Genomic DNA, 24,164 nt, shown 5'->3' with positions numbered 1-24,164 from the left:
GGCCTCGGCGGCCTCGGCCGACTCCGAACCCGCGCGCCGCTCCGCCGCGGTGGCAGTCGGCTCTGCCGCGCGCACTTCGCCGCTGAGCACGCTCAGCGCGCGATGGGCGATCCTGCGGAAGACGTGCACCGGCACCACCCCGTCGATGACGCCGCGGTGATACAGGTTCTCCGCTACCTGCACGCCCTCCGGAAAGTCCTTGCCGTACAGCGCCTTGTAGACGCGCGGGCCGAGGAAACCGACCAGCGCGCCCGGCTGCGCGAACGTCATGTGCCCGAGCGAACCCCACGATGCGAACACTCCGCCCATGGTCGGGTCGCGCAGGTAGACGAGGTAGGGGTGGCCTGCGGATTTGTGCGCGGCGACCGCGCCCGCGATCTTCACCATCTGCACGAAGGCGACGGTGCCCTCCTGCATACGGGTGCCACCGGAGGTAGGGGACGCGACGAGGGGGATACCGAGTTCGGTGGCCCGCTCGACGGCCACGACAATGCGTTCGGAGGCCGCGACGCCGATCGAGCCGGCCAGAAACCCGAACTCGCAGGCGATGACGGCGACCCGCCGGCCACGCAGCAAACCCTCGCCGGTCAGCACCGACTCGTCGGTGCCCGCCGTCGCCGATGCCTTGCGCAGATCCTCGCGATACCGCGGAGATGCGGCCACCTCGAGCGGCGGCCTATCCCAGCTGACGAACGACTCCGCGTCGAGCAGTTGCCCGAGCCATTCCCGCGCCGAAATTCGCATCGCGCGAGCATATCCGCACGGTCGGACGGCACAGCCGCTCGCGCCGCGGAGCGATCGGAGACGAGACAGCCGCGGCAAAGCCGCGGCTGTCCCCCCGTGATCAGTAGCCCTGCATCACCTTGCGCAGGGCGTATTCGGTGAGCGAGACCAGCGCATGCTTGGCCGGCTCACGCCGCCGCGCGTCGATGGACAGGATCGGCACGTCCGCGGGTATCGCTAGTGCCTGACGGATGTCCTCGACCGGATAACGCGGTGCGTCGTCGAATTCGTTGAGCGCAACCAGGAACGGCAGGTTGCGCGCCTCGAAGTAGTCGACGGCCGCGAAGCTGTCCTCCAGCCTGCGGGTGTCGACGAGCACCACGGCGCCGATGGCGCCGCGGATGAGGTCGTCCCACATGAACCAGAACCGGTACTGGCCTGGCGTACCGAACAAGTACAGCACCAGATCGTCCGCAAGGCTGATCCTGCCGAAGTCCATGGCCACCGTGGTGGTCGACTTCATCGGAATGCCTGTCAGATTGTCGATTCCGGTACTGGCATTGGTCACCAATGCCTCGGTGCGCAGCGGAACGATCTCCGAGACAGCACCGACCAACGTGGTCTTGCCGACACCGAAGCCACCCGCGACCACGATCTTCGCCGAAGTGGGCTTGCTGGTGCGGGTGTCGACCTGTGCCGTCGAATCAAATACGCCGGAGTCCACTGAGAACCCTTTCGATCAGCTCGCGACGTTCATCGTCGCTGGAATCGTCTTTCAAAGTCGCCGAAACGCGCACGTGCCCGGCCTCGATCAGGTCTGCCACGAGTACCCGTGCCACACCAATCGGTATTCCGAGTCGCGCCGCTAATTCGGCAACGGACGGCGATTCTCTGCACAACTCCACGATTGACGTCTCGATGTTGGTCAGTTCGAACTGCCGCTCCATGGCGACCGGATGCGATGCGACAAGGGCCTCCAACGCCAACTCGACCGTGGGCCTGGTCCGGCCCGCGGTCAACGAGTATGGGCGAACGAGGCTCGGCTCGGCGCTCCCCACGCGGTGATCTTCTATGTCCATCCCACCATCAGGAACCCATCGTGACGCGTGGCGTGGCCTGCACAGTCTGGCCCACACGCTCCACCAACAAAGCCATCTCGTATCCGACCTGTCCGATGTCGCAGGACGTGTTGGTCAGCACCGCGAGATAGGAGCCGTCGCCGACTGCCATCAGCAGTAGGTATCCGTGCTCCATCTCTACGACCGACTGCAGCACCGTGCCGCCCTCGAACAGGTTCGAGACGCCGACCGAGAGGCTGGCCAGGCCGGCGGTGACCGCCGAGAGTTGTTCAGCACGATCGACGGGCAGCTGGGCACTCGCAGCCATGAGTAGGCCGTCAGCCGAGACCAGGACGGCATGAGCTACGCCAGGAACCTCGTTGGCGAAGTTCGAAACCAGCCAATCCAGCTGACGGTTCGTACCACCTAGATCGGGGTTCATCGGTCTCCTTTGTCTCCGGTTAGGTTCATTTCTCTCATCGCACGGCCATCCCGGACGCCCTGCTGGTGACGGCTCAAGCTGGACCTGATCGATTCCGGATCTCGGCTCGCCGCCCGATCCGCGGTACCGCTGACGGCACCGGGGACCAGCCTCCCGCCCGGATTGCGTTGAGGCAAGCCGGCAGCGGTTTTTGTTTCGGCTTGCGCCTCGCTGGCCCGGCGTGCGGCCTGCCAACCTTCGTCGCCAGGCGACTCGAAGGAGGCCGCGATCTGGGACCGATCCGGGTTCGGATCGGCCAGCCACGCCGACATCATCTCGGCGAAGATCGGGCTGTCCATCGTCGAACCGGGCTCGGCTGCAGGCTGCAGGCGAGTCTGGAAGAACGACGCCGTCTTCGACGGATTGGACTTGTAGCTGTGCTTGCCGGGGTCGCGGCCCGCCTGCGTGCTCGGCTCGGCTTCCCGCTCCGCATGGGTCGCGGCGGGCTGCACGGTCCGTTCCCGTTGCGGCAGACCGACTCCCGGCGGCACCTCGCGCTGCGGCAGCACCGTGGCGCCCGGATCCCGCTGCGGCAGGCCGGTGGGCGCCGGTGCGGCGGACGGACGCTGCGCGAGCCCGTTGGAGGCCTCGCGCTGCGGGAGACCACCCGGGGTCGGCTCCCGCCGCGGTGCGCCGCTGGTGCCAGGCTCGCGCTGAGGCAGGCCGTTGCCGCCCTGCTGACGCTGCGGCAGACCGCCGGAGGCGGAATCACGCTGCGGCGAACCACCGGCAGACGGGTCGCGCTGCGGCAGACCACCGGAGGCGAAGTCACGCTGCGGCGAACCACCGGCAGACGGGTCGCGCTGCGGCAGACCACCGGCAGACGGGTCACGCTGCGGCAGACCACCCGGCGCGGAACCGCGCTGGTGCAGACCACCGGAAGCAGAATCACGCTGCGGCAAGCCGCCGGACGCCGACTCACGCTGCGGCAAACCACCGGAGGCGAAGTCACGCTGCGGCAAACCACCGGCAGACGGGTTGCGCTGCGAAAGACCCGAGGACGAATCCCGCGCAGGCGCACCGTTCGCACCGGGCTCCCGCTGCGGCAGACCGCTCGGCGCCGCGTCGCGCTGCGACAGGCCGTTCGAAGCGCTCTCGCGCTGCGACAGACCGGAAGACGGCTGATGCGGCGGCATTCCATTGGCGCCCGGCTGACGCTGCGGCAGGCCACCCGGACCACGCTGCGGCTGACCGCCCGCGGCGGAATCGCGCTGCGGCAGACCACCCGCGGCCGAATCGCGCTGCGGCAAACCACCGGCAGACGAATCGCGTTGCGAAAGACCCGAGGACGAGTCCCGCGCAGGCGCACCGTTCGTGCCGGGCTGGCGCTGCGGCAGACCGCCTCCAGCTGCCGGCTTCGAAATGCCGTTGGCGCCCGGCTGACGCTGCGCGAGATCGCCGGACTTCGGCGTCTCGCGCTGCGGCGGCGTACCGCTGCTCGGCGTCGCGCCGCTGACGGTCGGCGGCGTCGGCGGCCGCTGCGGGCCGCCCGGGGATAGGCTGCGCTTGGGCAGGCTCGCCGCGGCGAGCTTGCCGCGCTGCGGACCGTTGGACGTCTGGCCGGGCTGCGGACGCAGGGTCGGACTCGACTGGGCCGAGTCCTGACGCAGCCCGGTCGGCACCGCGTTACCCGGCTGGCGCTGCGGGAGTCCGGCGGCGTCGCTCGTCTCGGCGGGCTTGCTGACCGGAATCGGTCCGCTCACCCCGGGGTCGACGGTGACCATCATGTTGCCGCCCGGCGTGCGGGTGATCCCGCGCATCTGCATGGACGACGACGGCGTGGACTGTCGCTGCGGCGCGGCGGGCGACGGAGTGACGGGCGCGGGCGTCACGGCCTGCGGCGAGATCTCCACCCCGGCGACGATCAGTCCCACCGGAACGTGCACGGTCACGGTCACGCCGGGATCGCGCGCGGTGTCGAAGGTCGGGCGCAGCCGCACGGTCAGGCCGTGGCGCTCGGCCAGGCGGCCGACCACGAACAGACCCATGTGGCGTGCGGTGTCGGGACCGGGCTCGGCGGTCTGCTCGAGCTTCCTGTTGATCTCGACCATCTCCGCGGGCGGCATACCGATGCCGCGGTCGGCGACCTCGATGAGCATGCCCTGGTCGTGCGCCTGCGCGAAGGTGAACTTCACGTCGGTCTCGGGCGGGGAAGCCCGCAGCGCGTTGTCCAAGAGCTCGGCGAACAGGTGCGCGAGGTCGGAGGCGGCCGGTTCCTTCAGCGAACCGCGCGGCGTGGCGCCGAGCTTGACCCGCTCGTAGTCCTCGACCTCGGAGATCGCGGCGCGTAGCACGTCGGCGACCTCGACGGGCACGGATTTGCCTCGGCGCTGCTTGACGGTGCCCGCCAGGATCAGCAGGTTGTCACCGTTACGGCGCATACGGGCGGCGAGATGGTCCAGCCGGAAGAGGTTCTCCAACAGGCGGGGGTCCTTCTCGTCGTACTCCATCGCCTCGATGAGGCTGAGCTGATGGTCGACCAGCGACTTGGAGCGGCGGGCCAGGGTCTCGAACATATCGTTCACCTGGCGACGCATCTGCGCCTGGTCGCTCGCAAGGCGCAGCGCCTGGCCGTGGATATCGTCGACGGCGCGGGCCAGCTGGCCGATTTCCTCGGTGCTGCGCACCGGCATCGGCTCCAGCGGCACGTCCTCCGGCTTGGCGCCGTTACGCAGCTGGGCGACCTCGTGCGGCAGATCGCTCTCGGCGACACGCAGCGCGGCGAGGCGCAGGCGGTGCAGCGGCACGATCATCGAGCGCGCGACGAACACCGCGAGCAGCAGCGCGGCGAGGATGGTGGCGATGACGACCGCGGTGTAGCTCCACGCGTCCCGGTTGGCGGTGGCCGCCAGCTTGTCCATCGCGCTGTCGATGTCCTTGGTCGCCTTGGCGACCACGAGTTCGTAGACGTCGACGCTGCCGGTCAGCGAGTTCTTCAGCTCACCGAGCGGGATCTTGCCCGCCTGCGCCTCCGGACTGCCCAGCAGCGAGACGCGGTTGTCGATGCCCGCACGCAGATCCGCGATCGAGGCGTCGCCGTCGGGGAAGCGGTGCGCGAGCACGTTCAGCAGCTGCCGCTCGGAGTTCGCAGCGATCAGGAAGGACTGGATACCGGACTCGGTGCTGTGCAACACGTCGTTGAACGCGGCCAGCTCGCTGACGAGGGTGGCTCGGGTGTTGAGCGAGTCGACCAGGCGCAGCTTCGCGGCGTCCAGCGCCGGGTCGGAGACCTGCGAGACGGTGCTCTCCACGATGCGCACGCTGTCGTTGCGGATCCGGTCGATCCCGCCGAGCGCCTCCGCCGGGTCGGCGGCCGCCTTGCCCCTGGACAGGATCGCCTTGGCTTCGGCGATCATGTTCTGTAGCGCGGCCTCGGCCTTCGGCTGTCCGGACAGGTTGCCCACCGCGCTCTGCGCGGCGGTGATCGCCTTGTCCAGGTCGCTGAGGTTCTGGTCGGTCACCACGCTCTGGCCTGGCAACAGCGAGACCATCTGCGAACCCGCGACCGTGGCCGAGTTCGCACTCAAGCCGGTGACGGCCGGGATCGCGGCGATGTTCTCGGCGACCCCTTCCAGGCGGTTCGCTTCGGTGAACTCCGAGGTAATCCTCGACACGCCGAGCCCCACCGCGACCGCCAGCGGCACAGCGAGAACCGCCGTAACCTTCCAGCGCAGGTCCCAATTGCCGAGCTCCCAGCGCCTTTTGCCGGACCTAGCGGCGTCACGCATCTCCCACTCACTTTCCAAACTGGCCCCATCCACGCGCCATCAGCGAACCTCCACAATCGCATGCTTGGCTCGACGGGTGGAGCTGGCCGAGAACTGCGGCTGGCCGAGAAATTGCGTCTTCGTCTACGACGGCCCAAATAAGTGACATCAGATTCTAACGGATCAATAACAGCTTGGGTGACATCGAGTATAGCCACGGGCCTTGACCTGCCCGTTCCAGGCAAAACCAAAGGTCGCGACACCCACCCGGGCGTCGCGTGAAGTCTGCCACAATCATGCAGATCTATCGAGGCGGGCATCGAGGCGAGCTAGGGAGTCACACGGTTGAGCACAGCATCACAAGGTGATTCGGTGGGGGGCGGTGGCCGGACGACGGGTGGACACGACTACCGGCCGGTCTATCAGACCAGCCTGGTCGATCCCGTCGAGTTCTGGGCCGACGCGGCCGAAGCGATCGACTGGGAGGTGCCCCCCGGCCAGATCGTCGACACCACTGCACGCCCCGTGGCCAGGTGGTTTCCCGATGCTTCCCTCAACACCTCCTTCAACGCTCTCGACCGCCATGTGCGCGGCGGCACCGCGGACGAGGGAAGCTTGGCCGATCAGCCCGCCCTAATATACGACTCCGCTATGACCGGCGCCAAGGTCGTTTTCAGCTACGCCGAACTGCTGGCCGAGGTGGCCACCTTCGCGGGCGCGATGACCCGGCTCGGCGTCCGCAAGGGCGATCGCGTGATCATCTACCTGCCGATGATCCCCGAAGCCGTGATCGCGATGCTCGCCTGCGCGCGGATCGGCGCGGTGCACTCGGTGGTGTTCGGCGGCTTCGCCGCGCCGGAGCTGGCCGCCCGCATCGATGACGCCAAGCCTGTGCTGATCATCACAGCCTCCGGCGGCATCGAGCCGGGCCGCAAGATCGAATACCCGCCGATCGTGCTGCAGGCGCTGGACATCGCGGAGACCACCGCGCCGCGGCACGTGATCGTCAAGCAGCGCCCCGACCAGTTCACCCCGATCACCTTCGCCGCGCCCCAGGCGGCCACCGAGACGCTGCCGAGCTCCGAGGACACCGTCGCGGCGCAGTGGCTGGACTGGGAGGACGCGGTGCGCGGTGCCGAGCCCGCCGATCCGGTCCCGGTCGCGGCCACCGATCCGCTGTACATCCTCTACACCTCGGGCACCACCGGGAAGCCGAAAGGCGTGGTGCGCGACAACGGCGGCCACGCGGTGGCGCTGGCCTGGTCGATGCGCAACATCTACGACGTGGGGCCTGGCCAGGTGATGTGGGCCGCTTCCGACGTCGGCTGGGTGGTCGGCCACTCCTACATCGTCTACGCGCCGCTGCTCGTCGGCGCGACCACGCTGCTCTACGAGGGCAAGCCGGTCGGCACCCCCGATTCCGGCGCCTTCTGGCGCGTGGTCGCCGAGCACGGCGTGCGCGTGCTGTTCACCGCGCCGACCGCGCTGCGCGCCATCCGCAAAGCCGATGCCGAGGCGAAGCTGGCCCGCAACTACGACTTGTCCTCGCTGCGCGCGCTGTTCTGCGCGGGCGAGCGGCTCGACCCGGCCACCTACGAGTGGGCGACCGGAACCCTGCTGGCCGGACGGCCGGACTGCCCGGTCGTCGACCACTGGTGGCAGACCGAGACCGGCTGGCCGATCTGCGCCAACCTGCTCGGCCTGCAGGAGCTGCCGATCAAGCCGGGTTCGGCCTCGGTGCCGGTGCCCGGCTTCCGGCTGCGGGTGCTGGACGCCGAGGGCAACCCGGTCCCCGCGGGCACCGAAGGCAACATCGTCATCGGGCTGCCGATGCCGCCGGGCACGCTGACCGGGCTGTGGCAGGACGAGCCACGGTTCGCCCGCTCATACATGTCGGCCTTCCCCGGGCACTACTTGACCGGCGACTCGGGCTACTTCGACGAGGACGGCTACCTGTACGTCCTCGGCCGCAGCGACGACGTGATCAATATGGCGGGGCACCGGCTGTCGGCGGGCAGCATCGAAGCCGCCATCGCCGGGCACCCCGCGGTGGCCGAGTGCGCGGTGATCGGCCTGCCCGACGAGCTCAAGGGGCAGCGCCCGATCGCCTACGTGGTGCTCAAGGAGGGCGTCGAGATCGACGCGGCGCGGTTGCGCGAGGAGCTAATCGCCCTCGTCCGCGAGCAGATCGGCGCGATCGCCACGCTGCACGACGCGGTCGTGGTCGCCGGGCTGCCGAAGACCAGGTCGGGCAAGATCCTGCGCAAGACGATCCGGCAGATCACGGCGGGCGACACCTACGACATGCCCTCCACCATCGAAGACCCCGCGGTGCTCGCCGCGCTGGAGGATCAGATCATCACCACCAGGGCCGACGAGGAGGAGGCGAACGCGGCGGCGGACAACGGCGAGGCGACCCTGCCCGATTCGGATCCTGTTGCGCCGTCCTGATTCCGCGCCGTCGGCGAACCGGGACCTCAGAGCTTTCTCAGGGATTGCTCACACGCGTGCCAGCGCTGCGCAATAGCGTCGAATGCGCTCTCGCTCCGTCCCTCGAAGAATTGGAGGCACCCTCGATGAACTCTGTCCGTCGTCGCACCGGTCTTGCCGCGCTCGCCGCGGGCGGCATGGCCACGGTGGCGATGTCCCTTTCCCCGGCGATCGCGTCGGCCGACCCTGCGGAGCTGGTCGGTCCGCTGCTCACGTCGAACTGCACCTTCGCCCAGGTCGACGCCGCGCTGCACGACAAGGCGCCGCAGCTGGCCGCGATGCTCGACGCGAACCCGTCGCAGAAGGCGGAACTGCAGCGCCGCTTCGACCAGCCGGTGGAGCAGCGCCGCGCCGACTTCCAGCGCATGGTCGAGGAGAACCCGGAAGCCGCCCGCGACGCGGAGAACGATCCGCGCGCGGCGAGCCTGCGCGAGACGATCGCGACCGTGGCGGCGACCTGCCACAACTACTGATCGCCCGCTACCGACGACCGCGCCCGGGACCGGCAGAATGAACGACGTGACCCCCTCGACGCCGACCGTCCTCGTTGTCGATGACGACGAGGACGTGCTCGCTTCTGTCGAGCGCGGGCTGCGACTGTCCGGGTTCCGGGTGCTGGTCGCCCGGGACGGCGCCGCGGCGTTGCGCAGCGTGAGCGAGCACGCCCCCGACGCCATCGTGCTGGACATGAACATGCCGGTGCTGGACGGCGCGGGCGTGGTGACCGCGCTGCGCGCCATGGGTAACGAAGTGCCCATCTGTGTACTCAGCGCCCGCGCCTCGGTGGACGACCGGATCTCCGGGCTGGAATCCGGCGCCGACGACTACCTGGTGAAACCCTTCGTGCTCGCCGAGCTCGTTGCGCGGATCCGCGCGCTACTGCGCCGCCGCACCGACGCCCCCACCCCCGCCACCCCCGGCGCCATCACCGTCGGCCCGCTCGAGATCGACGTCGCCGGGTATCGCGCGCTGCTGCACGGCACCGAAATCGAGCTCACCAAAAGGGAATTCGAACTGCTGTCGACGCTGGCGCGCAATGTGGGCGTGGTGCTGAGCCGGGAGCGTCTGCTGGAATTGGTGTGGGGCTACGACTTCGCCGCCGACACCAATGTGGTGGACGTCTTCGTCGGTTATCTGCGCCGCAAACTCGAAATCGGCGATACCCCGCGACTATTGCACACCATCCGCGGCGTGGGATTCGTACTGCGAGCGCCGAAATGATTCCGTGGGCGCCGTGAAAACACGTGGGCGCAAAACCTTTTCGCTGCGCACCCGAGTTGCGGGTGCGGCAGCGGCGGGCGCCGTCATCATCGTGACCGCACTGAGCGCGATCACCGTGCAGGCCATCGAGCGCACCAATCTGCAGCAGAGCGACCAGCAACTCTCGGTCGCATCCCGCCTGGTCCTGCTCGACCCGGTGATCGCGGTGGGCGTGCTCGGGCTGACCGGACTCAACGACGACATGGCGATCACGGTGCGCGACAGCGGTTCTCTGGTGGCGAGCAGCCCGGTCCAGCTCCCCGACCTGTCCACCGGATCGCGCACCGTCACGGTGGGCGACGTCCCGTACCGGGTGCTCACCACCACCGAGAACCAGCCCCCGAATCGCACTGTCTCCCTGGGCATTCCGGCCGACGAAGCGGCCCGCGCCACGGCCGAGCAGCAGCGCTGGGTGATGGGCGGCGCGCTGCTCGCGGTGGCGGCCGCGGGCGCGCTCGGCTGGTTGCTCGCGGGCCGCGCGGTACGGCCGATCGTCGACCTCACCAGTCAGGTCGGCGCCCGCAGCGCCTTCCCCGATCCCGACAATCCGCAATCACCGGTCGACGGCAAGGGCATGAGCGAGGCCGAGGAACTGGCCGACGCGGTGAACCGCATGCTGCAGCGGGTGGACCAGGCGCAGGAGGAGACCGCGGCCGCGCTGGAGACCGCGCGCGATTTCGCCGCCGTCTCCGCCCACGAACTGCGCACCCCGCTCACCGCCATGCGCACCGATCTGGAGGTGTTGCGCACCCTCGACCTGGACGAGGCGCAGCGCGCGGAGATCCTCGCCGACCTGCAACGCAGCCAGGGCCGGGTGGAGACAACGCTGGCCGCGCTGGAACGGCTGGCCACCGGCGATCTCACCAACGAACGCGACCACGTGGACACCGATGTCGGCGACCTGTGCGACCAAGCCGCGCACGACGCCATGCGCCACTTCCCCGGTCTGACCGTGCGCATCGAGACCGACGCCGAACTGGTGACCCGCGGCCTGCCCGCGGGCCTGCGCCTCGCGGTGGACAACGCCCTCGCCAACTCGGTGAAGCACGGCAGGGCCACCGAGGCGCTGGTCTCGGCGCATCGGACGCCGCAGGGCCACATCGTGATCGCCGTCGACGACAACGGGCGCGGCATTCCGGTCGAGGAACGCGCCGCTGTCTTCGCCAGGTTCTACCGTGGCAGCCAGGCGAGCAAGGGCGGCTCCGGGCTCGGCCTGGCGCTGGTCGCCCAGCAAGCCCAATTGCACGGCGGGCGGGCCTACTTCGAGGACAGTCCCCTCGGCGGGGCGCGTTTGGTCCTCGACCTGCCGGAGCGGCATCGGACAGGCGATCAGGTCACGCCCAACGGGCCCCGCGTCCGCTGAGCTGGGCTATTCGAAGTCTCGCTGATCGGCGGGAGGCGGGCGGTGCCCGGGGTGCGGAAGGGTTCGAGCTCTGAGCACCCTGGCGCGCATCGCGGGTGTGCGATCGAGCGCAACGAAAACCCGTGCGCCCTTACCGAACTCTCAGAGAAACGCCAAAGGAGCCGTTAGCGGCGATCCATAGGGTCGGTAGTCGTGATCGGACATCGCGGCCGCTGGGCCCTGCTCGCCATTGGGATCGTCACCGCAGGAGCGATCGGAGGTGCTCTCACCGCCTGCGCGGGCCCCGGGTCGGCGCCGTCGGGAATCGCCCTGGTCAACGCCGACACCGGGCCGACAGGGGCGCGCATCGTGCAGGCGCTGGAGCAGAACGGCGCGGGCTACGAGTGGACCATGGCGAAACCGGGCGAGGCGAACGCCGACGACTACGCGGCCGTGATCACGCTGCCCGCCGATCTCACCGAGTCCATGGGCACGCTGGCCGGTCCGCAACCGCAGCGCGCCATCGTCACCGTCGCCGCGCACGACAACGCCGACGGCGATCTGGTGAACGGCGCCGTCCAGGCGGTGACGCATCGCATCGGCGCGACCGGCGTGGACGCGGCGCTGGCCGCCGTCGCCCAGGCTCGCAGCCAGCTCACCGGAGTGCAGTTCACCGCCCAGCTGCTCAGCGCCGGGGTGAACGCCGCGGCCTCGGGCGCGGATCAGTTCAGCGCGGGCGCCGACCAGCTCCTCGGCTTCCTGGAGTTCGCGAAAGAGGGCTCCGCGCAACTGACTTCGGCCATCGCCATGCTCAACGACACCGTGGACGGCGCGGCGGTGCAGGCGAATCAGCTTGCCGAAGCGCTGGATTCGACCGGGATCACGATCGCACAGGTGCAGCAGACCGCGGGCACCGTCAGCACCGGCCTCGACCAGATCCTGCCGCTGCTGCGCGCGCTGCCCTTCGCCAACGATCCCGCGCTGGCCGACATCATCGGCAAACTCGATGCGCTACGCGCTGTTTCGGGTCAGGCGGGCTCCCAGCTGGAGGGTCTCGACCTGCTCGTCGGCGGCGCCGTCGACCCGAACACCGACCTCGGCACCCTGCTGCGCACCGTCGTCGGCCGCCTGCAGTCCGCCAGCGCCCAGCTGAACGAAGGCGCCGAGCTCGCGGAGGGCCTCCCCCAGCTCGCCGAACAGGGCGGCGCGCAACTGGTGGACGCGATCAGCCAGCTCACCGGCGGGGTCACCCAGCTCCAGCAGATCGTGACCAACCTCAACACGCAGACCGGCAAGGCCATGGACGCCCTCCCGATGCGCAGCACCACCCAGCAGTCCGCCATCGCGCTCGCGCTCACCGACCCGGTCGAGATCGTCCGCGAGTGAGCGCGGCCCCTACGCAGGCCGGCGTGGGTCGTCGAGACGTTCGTCCTCGGCGTCCCGCAGTCGCTGCACGGCGCCGTCGATCCACTTCGTGAACAAGGCCGCGAGATCGGCGGGATTCGTCGGCCGCACGCTGATGTGCTGGGCGCGGACCTCGGTGTAGCGACCGTCGTCGGAAATGTCGTACCACTGCAACGTATTCACGGCGTCGGGCCGGGTGTGCAGCGGACCGACGCGCAGGCCGGCCGAGCCCCCGCCATTGGCGGCCCGGCCGAGCAGGCGCTGATACTGCTCGCGCGGGGTGTTGCGGGCATTGTCCTGCAGGTAGGTGTCCCGGTTCGGGCGCAGGTCGCCCGGATGGAAGGTGGCGGGCGGCTGTTTGCCCGGCTGGCACGGCGGGATGGACCGCACGAGCTGGGCCGCAAGCGATTCCGGGCCGCAGGTCCGCAACCGGATGGGGCCGTTTTCGTCGCCGAGGACGGTCTGGAACGCGACCACCGCGTGCGAGAAATTGCGCGCACCGAGGATGCGGTACTGCTTGACGTCGCCCGTGCTGTTCTTGTGTTTGCGAGAGCCACCGAGGATTTCGATGCGCATGTCCGAGGTGGACAGCGTGTGCATCGCGAACTCGATCTCCTCCAGCTCGTCGCGCGAGTAACGGGCCCGCACCCCGAGACGGTGTTGATCGAAATCGTTCTGCACGGCGAAACGGCTGAGGTACTTCAGCGGGCGTGGGAACCGGTCGTTGGCGTCGCTGTACCAGAGCGCTGCGAAATCTTCTGCGTCCCAGTTCCATTCGGGCATCGTTGGGTCCGTTCCGTCGTGCTGGTCGTCGGGGGCGTGACGCGCCGTCCGCGCGCGGCTCTCCTCGCGCGCGGTCGGTTCGCTCGGCGGACTACTCGACGGGATGGTCGCCGATCACGCCGCCCGGCACCGTCTTCGGCATCTCACCGAGCAACTCCTCGGTGTTCTCCATGGTGATCAAGTAATCCGGAATCTTGTGGTCGGCGTCGTCCTCGGACTTACCGCCGGGGCGCGCACCGAGCCCGCCCATGCCGGGCATGCCCGCCATACCGCGGCCCGGGGAGGACGCGGCCGCCGCGGCTGCGGCCGGATTCGTGCCAGGGGTGCCCAGGACACCGGGAATGCCTCGCCCCGGCGACGGCGTCCCGGTACCCGGCCCGGGAGCGCCGGGCCCCGGGCCGCCCGGTACACCCGCCGGGTTGGTGCCCGCGGGCACGGTCGGCTGATTGGCGCCGGGCTTGGTGGGATCGGTACCGGTCGGGGTCGTCGAACTCGGCGTGGTGTCCGTCGAACTCGGATCGGTCGAGGTGTCGTCGGTGGTCGACTCGTCGGTCGGGTCTTCCTCGGTCCCCGGCTCCTCCGTGGTGGGGTCGTCGGTGGTCTTCGGATCGTCGCCGTTGTTCACACCCGCCCCGTTGCCGTTGCCGTTCCCATTCCCGTTGCCGTTGCCGTTGCCGTTGTCCTTGGTGGGCTGCGAGATGTCGAGCGGGTTGGTGGGATCGATCGGTTGCGGCAGTACCGGGATCTTGCCGTCGAGATTGACGAACGGCGTGACGTAGTAGTCCTTCATGACCGCCTGGGCTTCCTCTTGGCGGTCTTCGATCACACCGTCGCGGTTCGTGCCGACCCAGGGCCAGGAATCCTTGTGCCACCACGGTTTTTCTTCGACGGGGTCGGGGAGGCGGTTGTTGGTTTCGGTGATGGCTTGGGCGGCTTCCCCGACTCGGGCGCCGAGGTTGGTGAGAGGGGTGGTCAGATCTTGCGCGGACTGGGTGTAGCGCTTGATCGCGTCCAGAGCCTTGTCGGCGGCATTGCCTTCCCAGGCGCCGTCGATCGATTTCTTGATGCTGGAGTAGAAGACTTCGACGCCTGCTTCCCACTGTGTGGCGAGGTTCTTGTAGCGGCCCGCGATGTCGTGGGCGAGCGTCGGCTGAAGCGGATTGAACGCGCCGCTGATATCGACGTGCTTGAGTCTCTTCGGGCGCTCGCCACCATCGGTGATGCGTGTGGGTTCGTTCTCGTTCACGACGGTGTTCCTTGCGGCGCAAGTACTTCAGGGTGGCCAACCCCGGGTTGGCTCACGGCAGGATCGATCGGTGTCACCTGCTCGGGGAGGCGCTCGATGATTGCGCTCACGCGGCGCGCGAAATCTGCGTCCGCCTGTTCGTAGCGCTGACGGATTTCGCGATGCAAGGTCTGGATATCGTCGACGATCTTGTAATGCGATTCCAAGACTGCATGGATACTGTTATCGGAACCCTTGCCTTTCGTACGGAACCGATCGACCAGCGTCTGCGCCGAGGTCAGAATCGTGTTGTCGGCACCGATTCCCCACTGCTTCTTCTCGATTTCCGAAATTGCTTGCGCCTCGTCCTGCATCGACTGGATCAGCAATTTGAACCGTTCGCAATCACGATCGATGTAGACGAACTCCTCCGGTTCGATCCGCAGCGTCAGCCGTCCCTCCCGGGCTTCGGTGATCAGGTTCGCGATAGGCCGCGCACTTTCCGTCATGCCGTTCTCTTCCCTCCCTGTGCGATCTCCCCATTGATATCTGCGCTCACGCGCCGGTAGGCAGCGTAGGAACGACCTTCTCGGCGAGGACAAGTCCCAACTGGCAGGTGTCGATACGTCCTGTTTCTCGACGAGACGGCGGATTGTCGAGATGAAACTCCAACGTGCCACCTCTCATCTCTACATTGATGCTGCAAACCTCACTGCTGCGTGTATCACTTCGCCGTGCAGTGATTGCGGGGCGACCCGCTATCGCGAGTTCGCGTACGTCATTGAAGTAGTGCTCGCGAACGAACGGAATAGTCATGTTGGTTACCTGGATGCTCACGGCATATCCGTTCGACTGAACCCACCGACATCCCCTCCACTTGATACCATCCGGCCCATCGGCATTCGCCTTGTTGTCCGCGACTCCCTTCACCAACCGTTCCGAACTCAGAACGCTCTCAGGCACATCCGTACATGGGTTGTAACTCGTGGGCACATCCACAGCCAACCCCGAACCCGTTGCCGCACTGCTCGTAACACCACCGGAAGGCCGCGCCTCCCCTTCGGTAGACCCCCCACACCCCGCCAACCCAACCCCCGCCGCAAGCACCCCCACCAACAGCACGGCCTTCTTCATCGCTCGCATGCTCACCCTGCTTCCCCTCCGCGGCCTAGGTTTCCCGGCGACTATATCCAATACCCCCACCGCAGATCCGACCGATCGGTGTGGGCCGGAGAGCATGCGGCGGCGGTCCCCCTCGGACGAGGGCCGACGGCGCCGAACAATGCCCACACCAACTTCGACGCAACGGAACCCGTTCTGGTTCCATCCAATTCCCCCGAAGACGACTGTGGCCCGCACTCCGGGGAGTGCGGGCCACGATCGGGTAGTCAGCTGATCAGTTCGCGTTCAGCAGGTCGATCACGAAGACCAGGGTCTTGCCAGCGAGGTGGTGTCCCGCACCTGCCGGGCCGTAGGCGAGCTGCGGCGGGATGGTGAGCTGGCGACGACCGCCGACCTTCATGCCGGGGATGCCGTCCTGCCAGCCCTGGATCAGGCCGCGCAGCGGGAAGCTGATGGATTCGCCACGGCTCCACGACGAATCGAATTCCTCGCCGCTGTCGAATTCGACACCGACGTAGTGCACCTCGACGGTGCCGCCAGCGACGGCCTCCTTGCCCTCGCCCACGACAAGGTCCTTGATCACGAGCTCGGTGGGCGCGGGGCCCGCCTGAAATTCGACAACCGGCTTGGTCATTCGGCTATCTCCTTCGATAGGTGGATTGGATTGTCAGCGGTTGGTGATTTCGCGGTAGTCGCGCGCGCCGTAACCGGTGTAGACCTGGCGCGGGCGGCCGATCTTCAGCGGCTCGCTGTGCATTTCGCGCCAGTGCGCGATCCAGCCGGGCAGCCTGCCCATCGCGAACAGCACGGTGAACATGCGAGTCGGGAAGCCCATGGCCTTGTAGATGACGCCGGTGTAGAAGTCGACGTTCGGGTACAGCTGGCGCGAGACGAAGTAGTCGTCGGTGAGCGCGGCCTCTTCGAGCGCCTGGGCGATGTCGAAGAGCTCGTCGTCGCCGCCGAGCTTGCGCAGGATGGCGTCGGCATGCTTCTTGGCGATGGAGGCGCGCGGGTCGTAGTTGCGGTAGACGCGGTGCCCGAAGCCCATGAGCTTCACGCCGTCTTCCTTGGCCTTGACCTTGCGGATGAACTCCTTGACGTTGCCGCCCTGAGCCTTGATGTCGTCGAGCATCTCCAGCACGGCCTGGTTGGCGCCGCCGTGCAGCGGACCCCACAGCGCGTTGATGCCGCCGGACACCGAGGTGAACAGGTTGGCGTCCGAGGAGCCGACCAGGCGCACGGTGGAGGTGGAGCAGTTCTGCTCGTGATCGGCGTGCAGGATCAGCAGCATGTCCAGCGCGGCCGCCACTTCGGGGTCGACCTCGTAGGGCTCGGCCGGGAAGCCGAAGGTCATGCGCAGGAAGTTCTCCACCAGGCTCAGCGAGTTGTCCGGGTAGAGGAACGGCTGGCCGACCGACTTCTTGTACGAGTAGGCCGCGATGGTCGGCAGCTTGGCGAGCAGCCGGATGGTGGACAGCTCGACCTGCTCGGGGTCGCGCGGGTCCAGCGAATCCTGGTAGTAGGCCGACAGCGCGTTGACCGCGGAGGAGAGCACCGGCATGGGGTGCGCGTTACGCGGGAAGCCGTCGAAGAACCGCTTCAGGTCCTCGTGCAGCAGCGTGTGGCGGCGGATCCGGTCGGTGAACTCGTCGAGCTGGGCCTGGCTCGGCAGCTCGCCGTAGATGAGCAGGTAGCTGACCTCGATGAAGGTCGAGGACCCGGCCAGCTGATCGATCGGGTAGCCGCGGTAGCGCAGGATGCCCGCTTCGCCGTCGATGTAGGTGATCGCCGACTTGGTCGGGGCGGTGTTCATGAATCCGGGGTCGTATGTGACATACCCGGTGCTGGCCAGCAATTTGCCGAGGTCGACACCGTCGTTGCCTTCGGAGGCTTCGGTGATCGTCATGGCGTATTCGCCACCCGGGTAGCTCAGCACCGGTTTGGCGTCGTTGATGTCGTTCTCGGGCACGGAAGGATCCCTCTCAGGCTAGGACCGTCGGCATCGGAGTGCGGTCGGCACGGCGGTGCGATTACCTAGACGCTAGTCGCTGTCCACGCGGCCCGAGAACGAGGGTGCCCACCTAGCGACCTCACAAACGCCGTGTCGTCACGTGAGGTTTCGCCGGTCAGGCGGGCAGCGATTCGGGGTGCGCGCGAGCGACCCGGTAGCGAACAAATGCCGGGAAGGCCAACGCTGCCAGCACGACACCGATCACGACCAGCACCCCGCCGCCCGCCGCGGCGACCGCGGTACCCAGGCTCGCCGCGGCAAAACCGTGGGCAACATCACCGACCCGCGGCCCGCCCGCGACGACCACGATGAACACGCCTTGCAGGCGACCGCGCATCTCGTCGGTGGCGACGGTCAGCAACATGGTGGTGCGCAGCGCGGCGGAGACTATGTCGACCGCGCCGCCGAATGCGAGGAACGCCACCGCGATCCACAGCCAGACGCCGAGCCCGAACAGTTGCCCGGCCAAGCCGACCGCGAGCCCGAAGCCGACCATCGCGAGCCCCCACAGCGCGATGCAGACGACCACGGCGAGCCCCTGGCGGCGGATGCGCGGAATCCACCCGGAGAACACGCCGCCGAGCACCGCGCCCGCCGACATGGCGGCGAACAGCAGGCCGAGCGCCACGCCGCCGCTGGCCGGGTCGCCGAAGGTCTCGTGCGCGATCTGCGGGAACAGCGCGCGCGGCATGCCGAACACCATGGCGATGACGTCCACCAGGAACGAGGCGAGCAGGATGCGCTGGGTGGCCAGGTAGGCGAAACCGTCAAGGACCGTGCGGAATCCGGCCCGGCGCGCGTCGCCGGTCGGCGGGAATGCGGGCAGCCGCCACACCGCCCACAGGGTGACGAGCAGTGCGATGGCGTCGACGAGGTAGAGCGTGGACAGCCCGATCAGCGGGATGAGCGCACCCGCGAGCACCGGCCCCGCGATGGCGCCGACCTGCTGCACGGTCATGCTCAGCGAACTGGCGGCGGCGAGTTGTTCCGGCGGCAGGATGCGGGAGATGGCCGCGCTGCGGGTCGGCTGGTTCACCGCGAAGAACGCCTGCTGCACGGCGAACAGGAGCAGCACCACCCAGACGTTGTCGAGCCCGGCCGCCGCCTGCGCCCAGAACAGCACCGCGGTGACGCCGGTGCCCGCGGCACCATGAGTTTGCGCCGGTCCATGACGTCGGCGAGGGCGCCGCCCCACAGCCCGAACAGGATCAGCGGCACCAAGCCGAAAAGCCCGGACAGCCCGACGTATCCGGAACTTCCGGTGATCTGGAAGATCTGCTGCGGCACCGCGACCACCGACAGCTGGGCGCCGACGACGGTGACGATGTTGGTCGTCCACAGCCTGCGGTAGTCGGGGTTGCGCAGCGGGGTGGTGTCGGCGAGCAGCTTCACCGGCCGGAGGTTAGCGAGTTTCCGGTCGGCCGGACGACGCGAGATTCATCACATGATTCATCTCTTGTCAGGGCTGCAAACGGTCGACCACCATCCGGCCCTCGGCGACGCGCACCCGGATCCGGTTGTGCAGCCGACCTCGTCGGCCCTGCCAGAACTCCACCTCGTCGGGTCGCAGCACATAGCCGCCCCAGTGCGGCGGCACCGGGATCTCATCGACGTCGGCGAAGCGCGCAGTGGTCTCGGCCAGCGCGCGATCCAGTTCGGCCCGCGACCCGATCGGGCGGGACTGCTGCGAGGCCCACGCCCCGAGCTGGGAGTCCCGCGGACGCGAGCGCCAGTACACCACGGTCTGTTCGGCGGAGGACTTCTCGACGGGCCCGCGCACGTGCACCTGCCTGCCGAGCGCGGGCCACAAGAACGTCGCCGCCGCGAACGGGACGGCGGCCAGTTGCGCGCCTTTCGCGGAGTCGTAGTTCGTGTAAAAAGTCACACCTTCCGGCGACAGCCCTTTGCACAGCACCGTTCTGGCGACCGGTCGCGGCGTGCCGCCAACCAGCAAAACCGTCGCGAGGATCATCGCGTTGGGTTCGGCGATGCCGACGGCGGTGGCCTGCTCGATCCAGTGGCGCAGCAGCGGCTCCCAGCCCCCGGCCAGCCAGGTTTCGTCCAGGTCGACGTCCTCGCCGGAGCCGAACGGCGCGCCGCCGTATTCCACCCGCATCGCGGACAGGTCGGTGTTCGCCGGGAGCTCGATCGCGTCCCCGTCTGCGGCCGTAGGGAGCAGGACGGAATCCGACGCTGAATTGTCCAGGTCACGCATGGGCCAGACGTTACTCCGCGGTAGCAGGGAGCTAAGGTTTTGGTGATCGGCATGTGCTCGGCGAGCAGCATCCTCTGCTGTGTTGTCTCGAGCGACCTGCAACAGTCGCCAGCGGCGAGAACTCATGCGACCCGAAGTGCAAGGAGAGTCACAACATGACTACCAGCCCCGCGGTTCCCGGTGGCCAGGCCACCGTACCCAGTGATTTCGTGAGCGGACTCGAGGGCGTGGTGGCTTTCACCACCGATATCGCCGAACCGGACAAGGACGGCGGCGCGCTGCGCTACCGCGGGGTCGACATCGACGACCTGGTCGCGGGCCGGGTGACCTTCGGCGACGTGTGGGCGCTGCTGGTCGACGGCGAGTTCGGCCGCGGCCTGCCGCCCGCCGAGCCCTTCCCGCTTCCGGTGCACACCGGCGACGTGCGCGTCGACGTGCAGGCCGGTCTGGCCATGCTTGCGCCGATCTGGGGCTACCAGCCCCTGCTCGACATCGATGACCAGGAAGCCCGCGAGAACCTGGCCCGCGCCTCGGTGATGGCGCTGTCCTACGTGGCGCAGTCGGCGCGCGGCATCTACCAGCCCGCGGTGCCGCAGAAGAAGATCGACGAGTGCACCACGGTCACCGAGCGCTTCATGACCCGCTGGAAAGGCGACCCGGACCCGCGGCACACCGAGGCCATCGACGCCTACTGGGTCTCCGCCGCCGAGCACGGCATGAACGCCTCCACCTTCACCGCTCGCGTCATCGCCTCCACCGGAGCCGACGTGGCGGCCTCGCTCTCCGGCGCGATCGGTGCGATGTCCGGCCCGCTGCACGGCGGCGCACCGGCCCGCGTGCTGCCGATGATCGAAGAGGTCGAGAAGACGGGCGATGCCCGTGCACTGGTCAAGGGCATCCTGGACCGCAAGGAAAAGCTGATGGGCTTCGGTCACCGGGTGTACCGGGCCGAGGACCCGCGCGCCCGCGTGCTGCGCGCCACCGCCAAGCGTCTGCAGGCGCCGCGCTACGAGGTGGCGGCCGCGCTGGAGCAGGCCGCGCTCGCCGAGCTGCGCGAGCGTCGCCCCGACCGCGCCATCGAGACCAATGTCGAGTTCTGGGCCGCGGTGATCCTCGACTTCGCCGAGGTCCCCGCGCACATGATGCCCGCCATGTTCACCTGCGGCCGGACCGCGGGCTGGTGCGCGCACATCCTGGAGCAGAAGCAGCTGGGCAAGCTGGTGCGCCCGGCCGCGATCTACACCGGTCCCGCCGCGCGCAGGCCGGAAGAGGTCGCGGGCTGGTCCACCATCGCCCACCTCTGAGGCAGCAACAGCACACGATCGCGAGCCGGACGCCGCGGCGGGTTTCCTTGCCCGCCACGGCGTCCGGCTCGTTCGGCCTCCGGGAGCGCCACAGACGACACCGCCCCGGGACGTGCCAGGCATGTCCCGGGGCGTGCTGCGGACCCGAATTACCGTGCGCCGATCGGCTTTCCGAAGAACGAGGCGACGGTCTCGCCGAACACCGAGGCCAGGAACGGCAGCTCACCGGGGGTGGCGAGCATCGTGGGCATGTCGCTGGTGCTGCACCCCGGCTGGGCGGGCACGCCCTCGAGCCGGTCACGCAGCCACAGCAGGGCCGCGGGGCCTCCGGTGACCTCGGCGACGATGTGCTCGCTGGCGTGGTCGCGGGTGAACTGCACCCGCGCGTCCGGGTTCTGGCAGTAGGTGTTCACCAGGTCGTTGGTCGAGCCGAGCGGCAGGATCTCGTCCCACGCCGAATGCCAGATGAACATCGGCACATCGGGAACGGTCTTGCCGAGCTTGGTGTCTTCCAGCATCGCGGCCACCACCGGATCGTGTAGCGGATCGCCCTGGGTCTGCATGAGTCCCTTGAGATTCAGGAAAGGGAACAAGGCCGACTGGTACTGCACGCACAGCGGCGCTTTGACCGCCACCAGCGCCTTGCCCAGCGGATTCAGGTTGCGGTCGAGAAATGCCGCGAAGTCGGGGTACTCGCGGGCCAGACCCATCACGGCGGCGAACACCAGTCCGGCGGTGGCCTGGTTGTTGGCCATGTTCAGCGTGGCGCCGAGGTCGGCGCCGACGCCGCCCTGCGCCGCGCCGACGATGTTCAATTCGGGCGCGTAGGTGGCCCGCATTTCGGCGGCGTGACCCGTCGGCATGGAACCGCCCGAGTAGCCGTAGAGCCCGACCGGCGCGTCCGGGCCGACTTCGAGCGGCGCGAACGAGGTCGCGGCGCGGATGCCGTCGAGGGTGATCCGGCCGCCGAGTGGGCCAGCGGCATACGCGGAATTCGGGCCCTGATGGTCGGGGATGACCACGGCCCAGCCTTGCTGCAACGCGGCCTGGGCGAAGACGAACTCGCCCGGCGCCACGATCTGCCCGAGCAGCGGCGCGACCGAGAGGTGCTGGAGCGCGTAGGAGGGTGTGCAGTAGCCGGCGGTGGAGTCCTCCGCGATCTGCAACGACAGCAACTTGCGCGGCTCCGGCGCGACACCGCGCGGCTTGATCAGCGTGGCGACGGCCGAAATGGGCTGGTCCCTGCTGTCGTTGGAGCGGTAGGAGACCTGCCAGGCGTCGACGTTGAGCGGGATGAGCCCGAAGTTCGCGAGATTGACCTGGCGTACCGCGATCACCTCGCCCGGCGCCGCGGCGGCGAGCACTTCCGCAGGCTGACGGTAGAAGCCGGGGTCGAGTTCGGGCGGCAGCGGCAACACCCGCGCGGCTTCGACGGGAGGGGTGACCGGCGCGTCCGGCTCCGCTCCCGCCTGCGCACCGACCCCCGCGAGCGAGACGGCGACCGCCGCGCTCATCGACACCATGCCGAACCGGCGCATCCGCCCCGGCCTCGTTCTGGTCCTCATCGACCCCACATCCTCACGATTTCCGCGATTGAGACGCCCGCGTCTCAATGTGGGCCACACTATGGCACGAATGTGTTCTGGATCGCAATCAGGCCGACGCGTCGCCCGGCAGTGCCAGCGCGGTGAGCAGCGTGGTCAGCACGTCGACGAGCACGTCGACGGGCGGGCGCGGATCATCGAGGCTCCACTGGTGCACGAGGCCGTTGACCGCGCCGATGAACGCCGCCATGGCTACTCGCCAGCCACCCGGCGGCGTGCGCACACCCGGCAACGACGCGGCCGCGGCCTCGACGACGGCGCCCCACCGATCCCTGACCTCGGCGCGATGCCGCTCCACCGCCTCGCTGACGCCGACGATCTCCACGAACGCAACCTTCGCCTTGCGGATGTCGCCGACGACGGCCTCGATGTATGCGCGGATGGCCACATCCGTCAGAACGCGCGGCTCGGTGGCGCCCGCCGTGACGAGCGCCTGCGCGACGGCGTCGCGCGCCTGCTCGTGAATCCGGTCGTAGACCTCGACGAGCAGTTCCTCCCGGTCGGTGTACTGCTCGTAGAACTGCCTGCGCGACAGCCCGGCTACCGCGCAGATATCGGTGACGGAGCTGTGCGCGTACGTCTTCTCCGCGAAGACCGTGAGCGCCGCGTCGAAGAACAGCGCGCGCCGCTCGACCTGCCGCTCCGCGACCGACTGCCCGGCGTAACTGTGTCTCGACCGCACCGCACCCACACCGGTCGACCCTAGTGCGACAGGCCGCGATCCACGCGGAACGCGTTATTCGTCGCCGAGCGAGGCCGCCCAGTCCACCGCGACGGATTCACCGCGATCGACGGCGAAGAACGCCACCTCGAGGTGCTGGCCGAGGTCGACGAGGCCGATCGCGGCCAGCGGCACCGGCTGGATCAGGCGGACCCGCCACGGCACCGGCTCGTCCCAGGCCCGCAGCTCGAGATCCAGGCGAAGCACCGGATCGTCGCGGCCGGAGTAGTCGGCCGCCACCGGCGCGGCCGCCAGCACGGTCGCGTCGGCCCTGCGTCCGTCGGCGAGAACCTTGGCGATGCTCACCCTGGTCGCCTCGCCCGCGTCGGGCACGTAGAGCACCAGCCGGTCCCGATCCCCGGGATCGACGCGGCAGGCGACCACGTCGGCAGGCTGCATCCACTCCAGGTCTTCCTCGCGCACCCGCTGCCGCACCCGGGTCTCGTAGGGCGGCTCCCCGTCGATCTGCACGCGAACCCAGAACACGTGGCCGGGCTCCCGCCGCGGCTGCGGCCCGGGACCCGCCCCGAAGGGCCGGGCGAACGCCGGGGCCGAACCCTTCCGCACGCCGAGAATGGTCGCCGATCCCGCCGTGCCGCGAATCAGCAATTCGCGCCGCGCCGCCCCCGACAGCGCGCCCGCCCGCAGGCCGAAGTTCCGTGATCGCCGGGCGCGTATCCGCCACCCGGAGTTAGCCGACGCCATGCCCATGGG

21 protein-coding genes and 1 pseudogene are annotated in these 24,164 nt (G+C 68.8%); 6 read left to right on the top strand and 16 right to left on the bottom strand.

The window, feature by feature from the left end; all coding sequences use genetic code 11:
- From NL1_RS16345 to NL1_RS16325, 5 genes are all read right to left on the bottom strand, one after another.
- The coding region (locus NL1_RS16345; RefSeq protein ID WP_281180829.1) for an acetyl-CoA carboxylase carboxyltransferase subunit beta at positions 1-744 on the bottom strand (744 nt) is incomplete at its 3' end.
- Positions 745-844: 100 nt separating this feature from the next.
- Positions 845-1,447 (bottom strand): GTP-binding protein, encoded by a 603-nt coding sequence (locus NL1_RS16340; RefSeq protein WP_174553420.1) that lies wholly within the window; start codon positions 1,445-1,447, stop codon positions 845-847.
- The gene (locus NL1_RS16335) at positions 1,428-1,802 is read right to left on the bottom strand and encodes a DUF742 domain-containing protein (RefSeq protein ID WP_067840279.1); all 375 of its coding nucleotides are present in this window, start codon (positions 1,800-1,802) and stop codon (positions 1,428-1,430) included. Before NL1_RS16335 ends, NL1_RS16340 begins: the two co-directional genes overlap by 20 nt.
- A 7-nt stretch (positions 1,803-1,809) precedes the next feature.
- Positions 1,810-2,223, bottom strand: a complete 414-nt coding sequence (locus NL1_RS16330; RefSeq protein ID WP_011207200.1) for a roadblock/LC7 domain-containing protein — start codon at positions 2,221-2,223, stop codon at positions 1,810-1,812.
- Complete coding sequence (locus tag NL1_RS16325; protein ID WP_084510647.1) at positions 2,220-5,990, bottom strand: sensor histidine kinase; 3,771 nt, start codon at positions 5,988-5,990, stop codon at positions 2,220-2,222. Before NL1_RS16325 ends, NL1_RS16330 begins: the two co-directional genes overlap by 4 nt.
- Before the next feature lie 351 nt (positions 5,991-6,341).
- On the opposite strand from NL1_RS16325, the gene NL1_RS16320 reads away from it, so the two are divergent.
- The 5 genes from NL1_RS16320 to NL1_RS16300 all read left to right on the top strand — a co-directional run bounded on the left by NL1_RS16320 (position 6,342) and on the right by NL1_RS16300 (position 12,447).
- A complete protein-coding gene (locus tag NL1_RS16320) occupies positions 6,342-8,420 on the top strand; it encodes an AMP-binding protein (RefSeq protein ID WP_067840275.1) in 2,079 nt (692 codons plus the stop codon).
- 125 nt (positions 8,421-8,545) lie between these two features.
- Positions 8,546-8,932, top strand: coding sequence for a hemophore-related protein (locus NL1_RS16315; RefSeq protein ID WP_067840273.1), 387 nt, complete (start codon positions 8,546-8,548; stop codon positions 8,930-8,932).
- A gap of 37 nt (positions 8,933-8,969) precedes the next feature.
- A complete protein-coding gene (locus tag NL1_RS16310; RefSeq protein ID WP_067840271.1) occupies positions 8,970-9,680 on the top strand; it encodes a response regulator transcription factor in 711 nt (236 codons plus the stop codon).
- 13 nt (positions 9,681-9,693) lie between these two features.
- Complete coding sequence (locus NL1_RS16305; protein ID WP_245673302.1) at positions 9,694-11,082, top strand: sensor histidine kinase; 1,389 nt, start codon at positions 9,694-9,696, stop codon at positions 11,080-11,082.
- 192 nt (positions 11,083-11,274) lie between these two features.
- Positions 11,275-12,447, top strand: a complete 1,173-nt coding sequence (locus tag NL1_RS16300) for a YhgE/Pip domain-containing protein (RefSeq protein ID WP_067840269.1) — start codon at positions 11,275-11,277, stop codon at positions 12,445-12,447.
- Positions 12,448-12,456: 9 nt separating this feature from the next.
- Here the strand turns inward: NL1_RS16300 and NL1_RS16295 are convergent, their stop codons facing one another.
- The 8 genes and pseudogenes from NL1_RS16295 to pdxH all read right to left on the bottom strand — a co-directional run bounded on the left by NL1_RS16295 (position 12,457) and on the right by pdxH (position 19,821).
- Positions 12,457-13,248, bottom strand: coding sequence for an ESX secretion-associated protein EspG (locus NL1_RS16295; protein WP_067840266.1), 792 nt, complete (start codon positions 13,246-13,248; stop codon positions 12,457-12,459).
- 91 nt (positions 13,249-13,339) lie between these two features.
- Positions 13,340-14,494, bottom strand: coding sequence for a WXG100 family type VII secretion target (locus NL1_RS16290; protein ID WP_067840264.1), 1,155 nt, complete (start codon positions 14,492-14,494; stop codon positions 13,340-13,342).
- Positions 14,491-14,982 carry a hypothetical protein gene (locus NL1_RS16285; RefSeq protein WP_067840262.1) on the bottom strand — a complete coding sequence of 164 codons (492 nt, stop codon included), beginning with the start codon at positions 14,980-14,982 and terminating at the stop codon, positions 14,491-14,493. The genes NL1_RS16290 and NL1_RS16285 overlap by 4 nt, the downstream gene beginning before the upstream one ends.
- 46 nt (positions 14,983-15,028) lie before the next feature.
- The gene (locus tag NL1_RS36575) at positions 15,029-15,607 is read right to left on the bottom strand and encodes a DUF3558 domain-containing protein (RefSeq protein WP_084510645.1); all 579 of its coding nucleotides are present in this window, start codon (positions 15,605-15,607) and stop codon (positions 15,029-15,031) included.
- A 262-nt stretch (positions 15,608-15,869) separates the two neighbouring features.
- Complete coding sequence (locus tag NL1_RS16280) at positions 15,870-16,229, bottom strand: FKBP-type peptidyl-prolyl cis-trans isomerase (protein ID WP_067840261.1); 360 nt, start codon at positions 16,227-16,229, stop codon at positions 15,870-15,872.
- A gap of 33 nt (positions 16,230-16,262) precedes the next feature.
- Positions 16,263-17,564 (bottom strand): citrate synthase, encoded by a 1,302-nt coding sequence (locus NL1_RS16275; protein WP_084510644.1) that lies wholly within the window; start codon positions 17,562-17,564, stop codon positions 16,263-16,265.
- Between the two features lie 157 nt (positions 17,565-17,721).
- Positions 17,722-18,998: pseudogene (locus NL1_RS16270) on the bottom strand (MFS transporter).
- Positions 18,999-19,065: 67 nt separating this feature from the next.
- Positions 19,066-19,821, bottom strand: coding sequence for a pyridoxamine 5'-phosphate oxidase (pdxH, locus tag NL1_RS16265; protein WP_067840259.1), 756 nt, complete (start codon positions 19,819-19,821; stop codon positions 19,066-19,068).
- 155 nt (positions 19,822-19,976) lie between these two features.
- On the opposite strand from pdxH, the gene NL1_RS16260 reads away from it, so the two are divergent.
- Positions 19,977-21,125: a citrate synthase 2 gene (locus NL1_RS16260; protein ID WP_067840257.1), complete on the top strand. Its 1,149-nt coding sequence runs from the start codon at positions 19,977-19,979 to the stop codon at positions 21,123-21,125.
- A 149-nt stretch (positions 21,126-21,274) separates the two neighbouring features.
- Here NL1_RS16260 and NL1_RS16255 read toward each other — a convergent pair whose 3' ends face one another.
- From NL1_RS16255 to NL1_RS16245, 3 genes are all read right to left on the bottom strand, one after another.
- Positions 21,275-22,690 (bottom strand): lipase family protein, encoded by a 1,416-nt coding sequence (locus NL1_RS16255; RefSeq protein WP_067840255.1) that lies wholly within the window; start codon positions 22,688-22,690, stop codon positions 21,275-21,277.
- Between the two features lie 88 nt (positions 22,691-22,778).
- Entirely contained in the window at positions 22,779-23,420 is a 642-nt protein-coding gene (locus tag NL1_RS16250; RefSeq protein WP_067840254.1) for a TetR/AcrR family transcriptional regulator, read from the bottom strand.
- Positions 23,421-23,465: 45 nt separating this feature from the next.
- Positions 23,466-24,161 (bottom strand): hypothetical protein, encoded by a 696-nt coding sequence (locus tag NL1_RS16245; RefSeq protein WP_067840252.1) that lies wholly within the window; start codon positions 24,159-24,161, stop codon positions 23,466-23,468.
- Positions 24,162-24,164: the final 3 nt, after the last annotated feature.

This window comes from Nocardia lijiangensis NBRC 108240 (assembly GCF_001613045.1).
Taxonomy (GTDB): domain Bacteria; phylum Actinomycetota; class Actinomycetes; order Mycobacteriales; family Mycobacteriaceae; genus Nocardia; species Nocardia lijiangensis.
The sequence above is the reverse complement of the archived record's forward strand: the minus strand, read 5'-3'. Positions and strand labels throughout refer to the sequence as shown.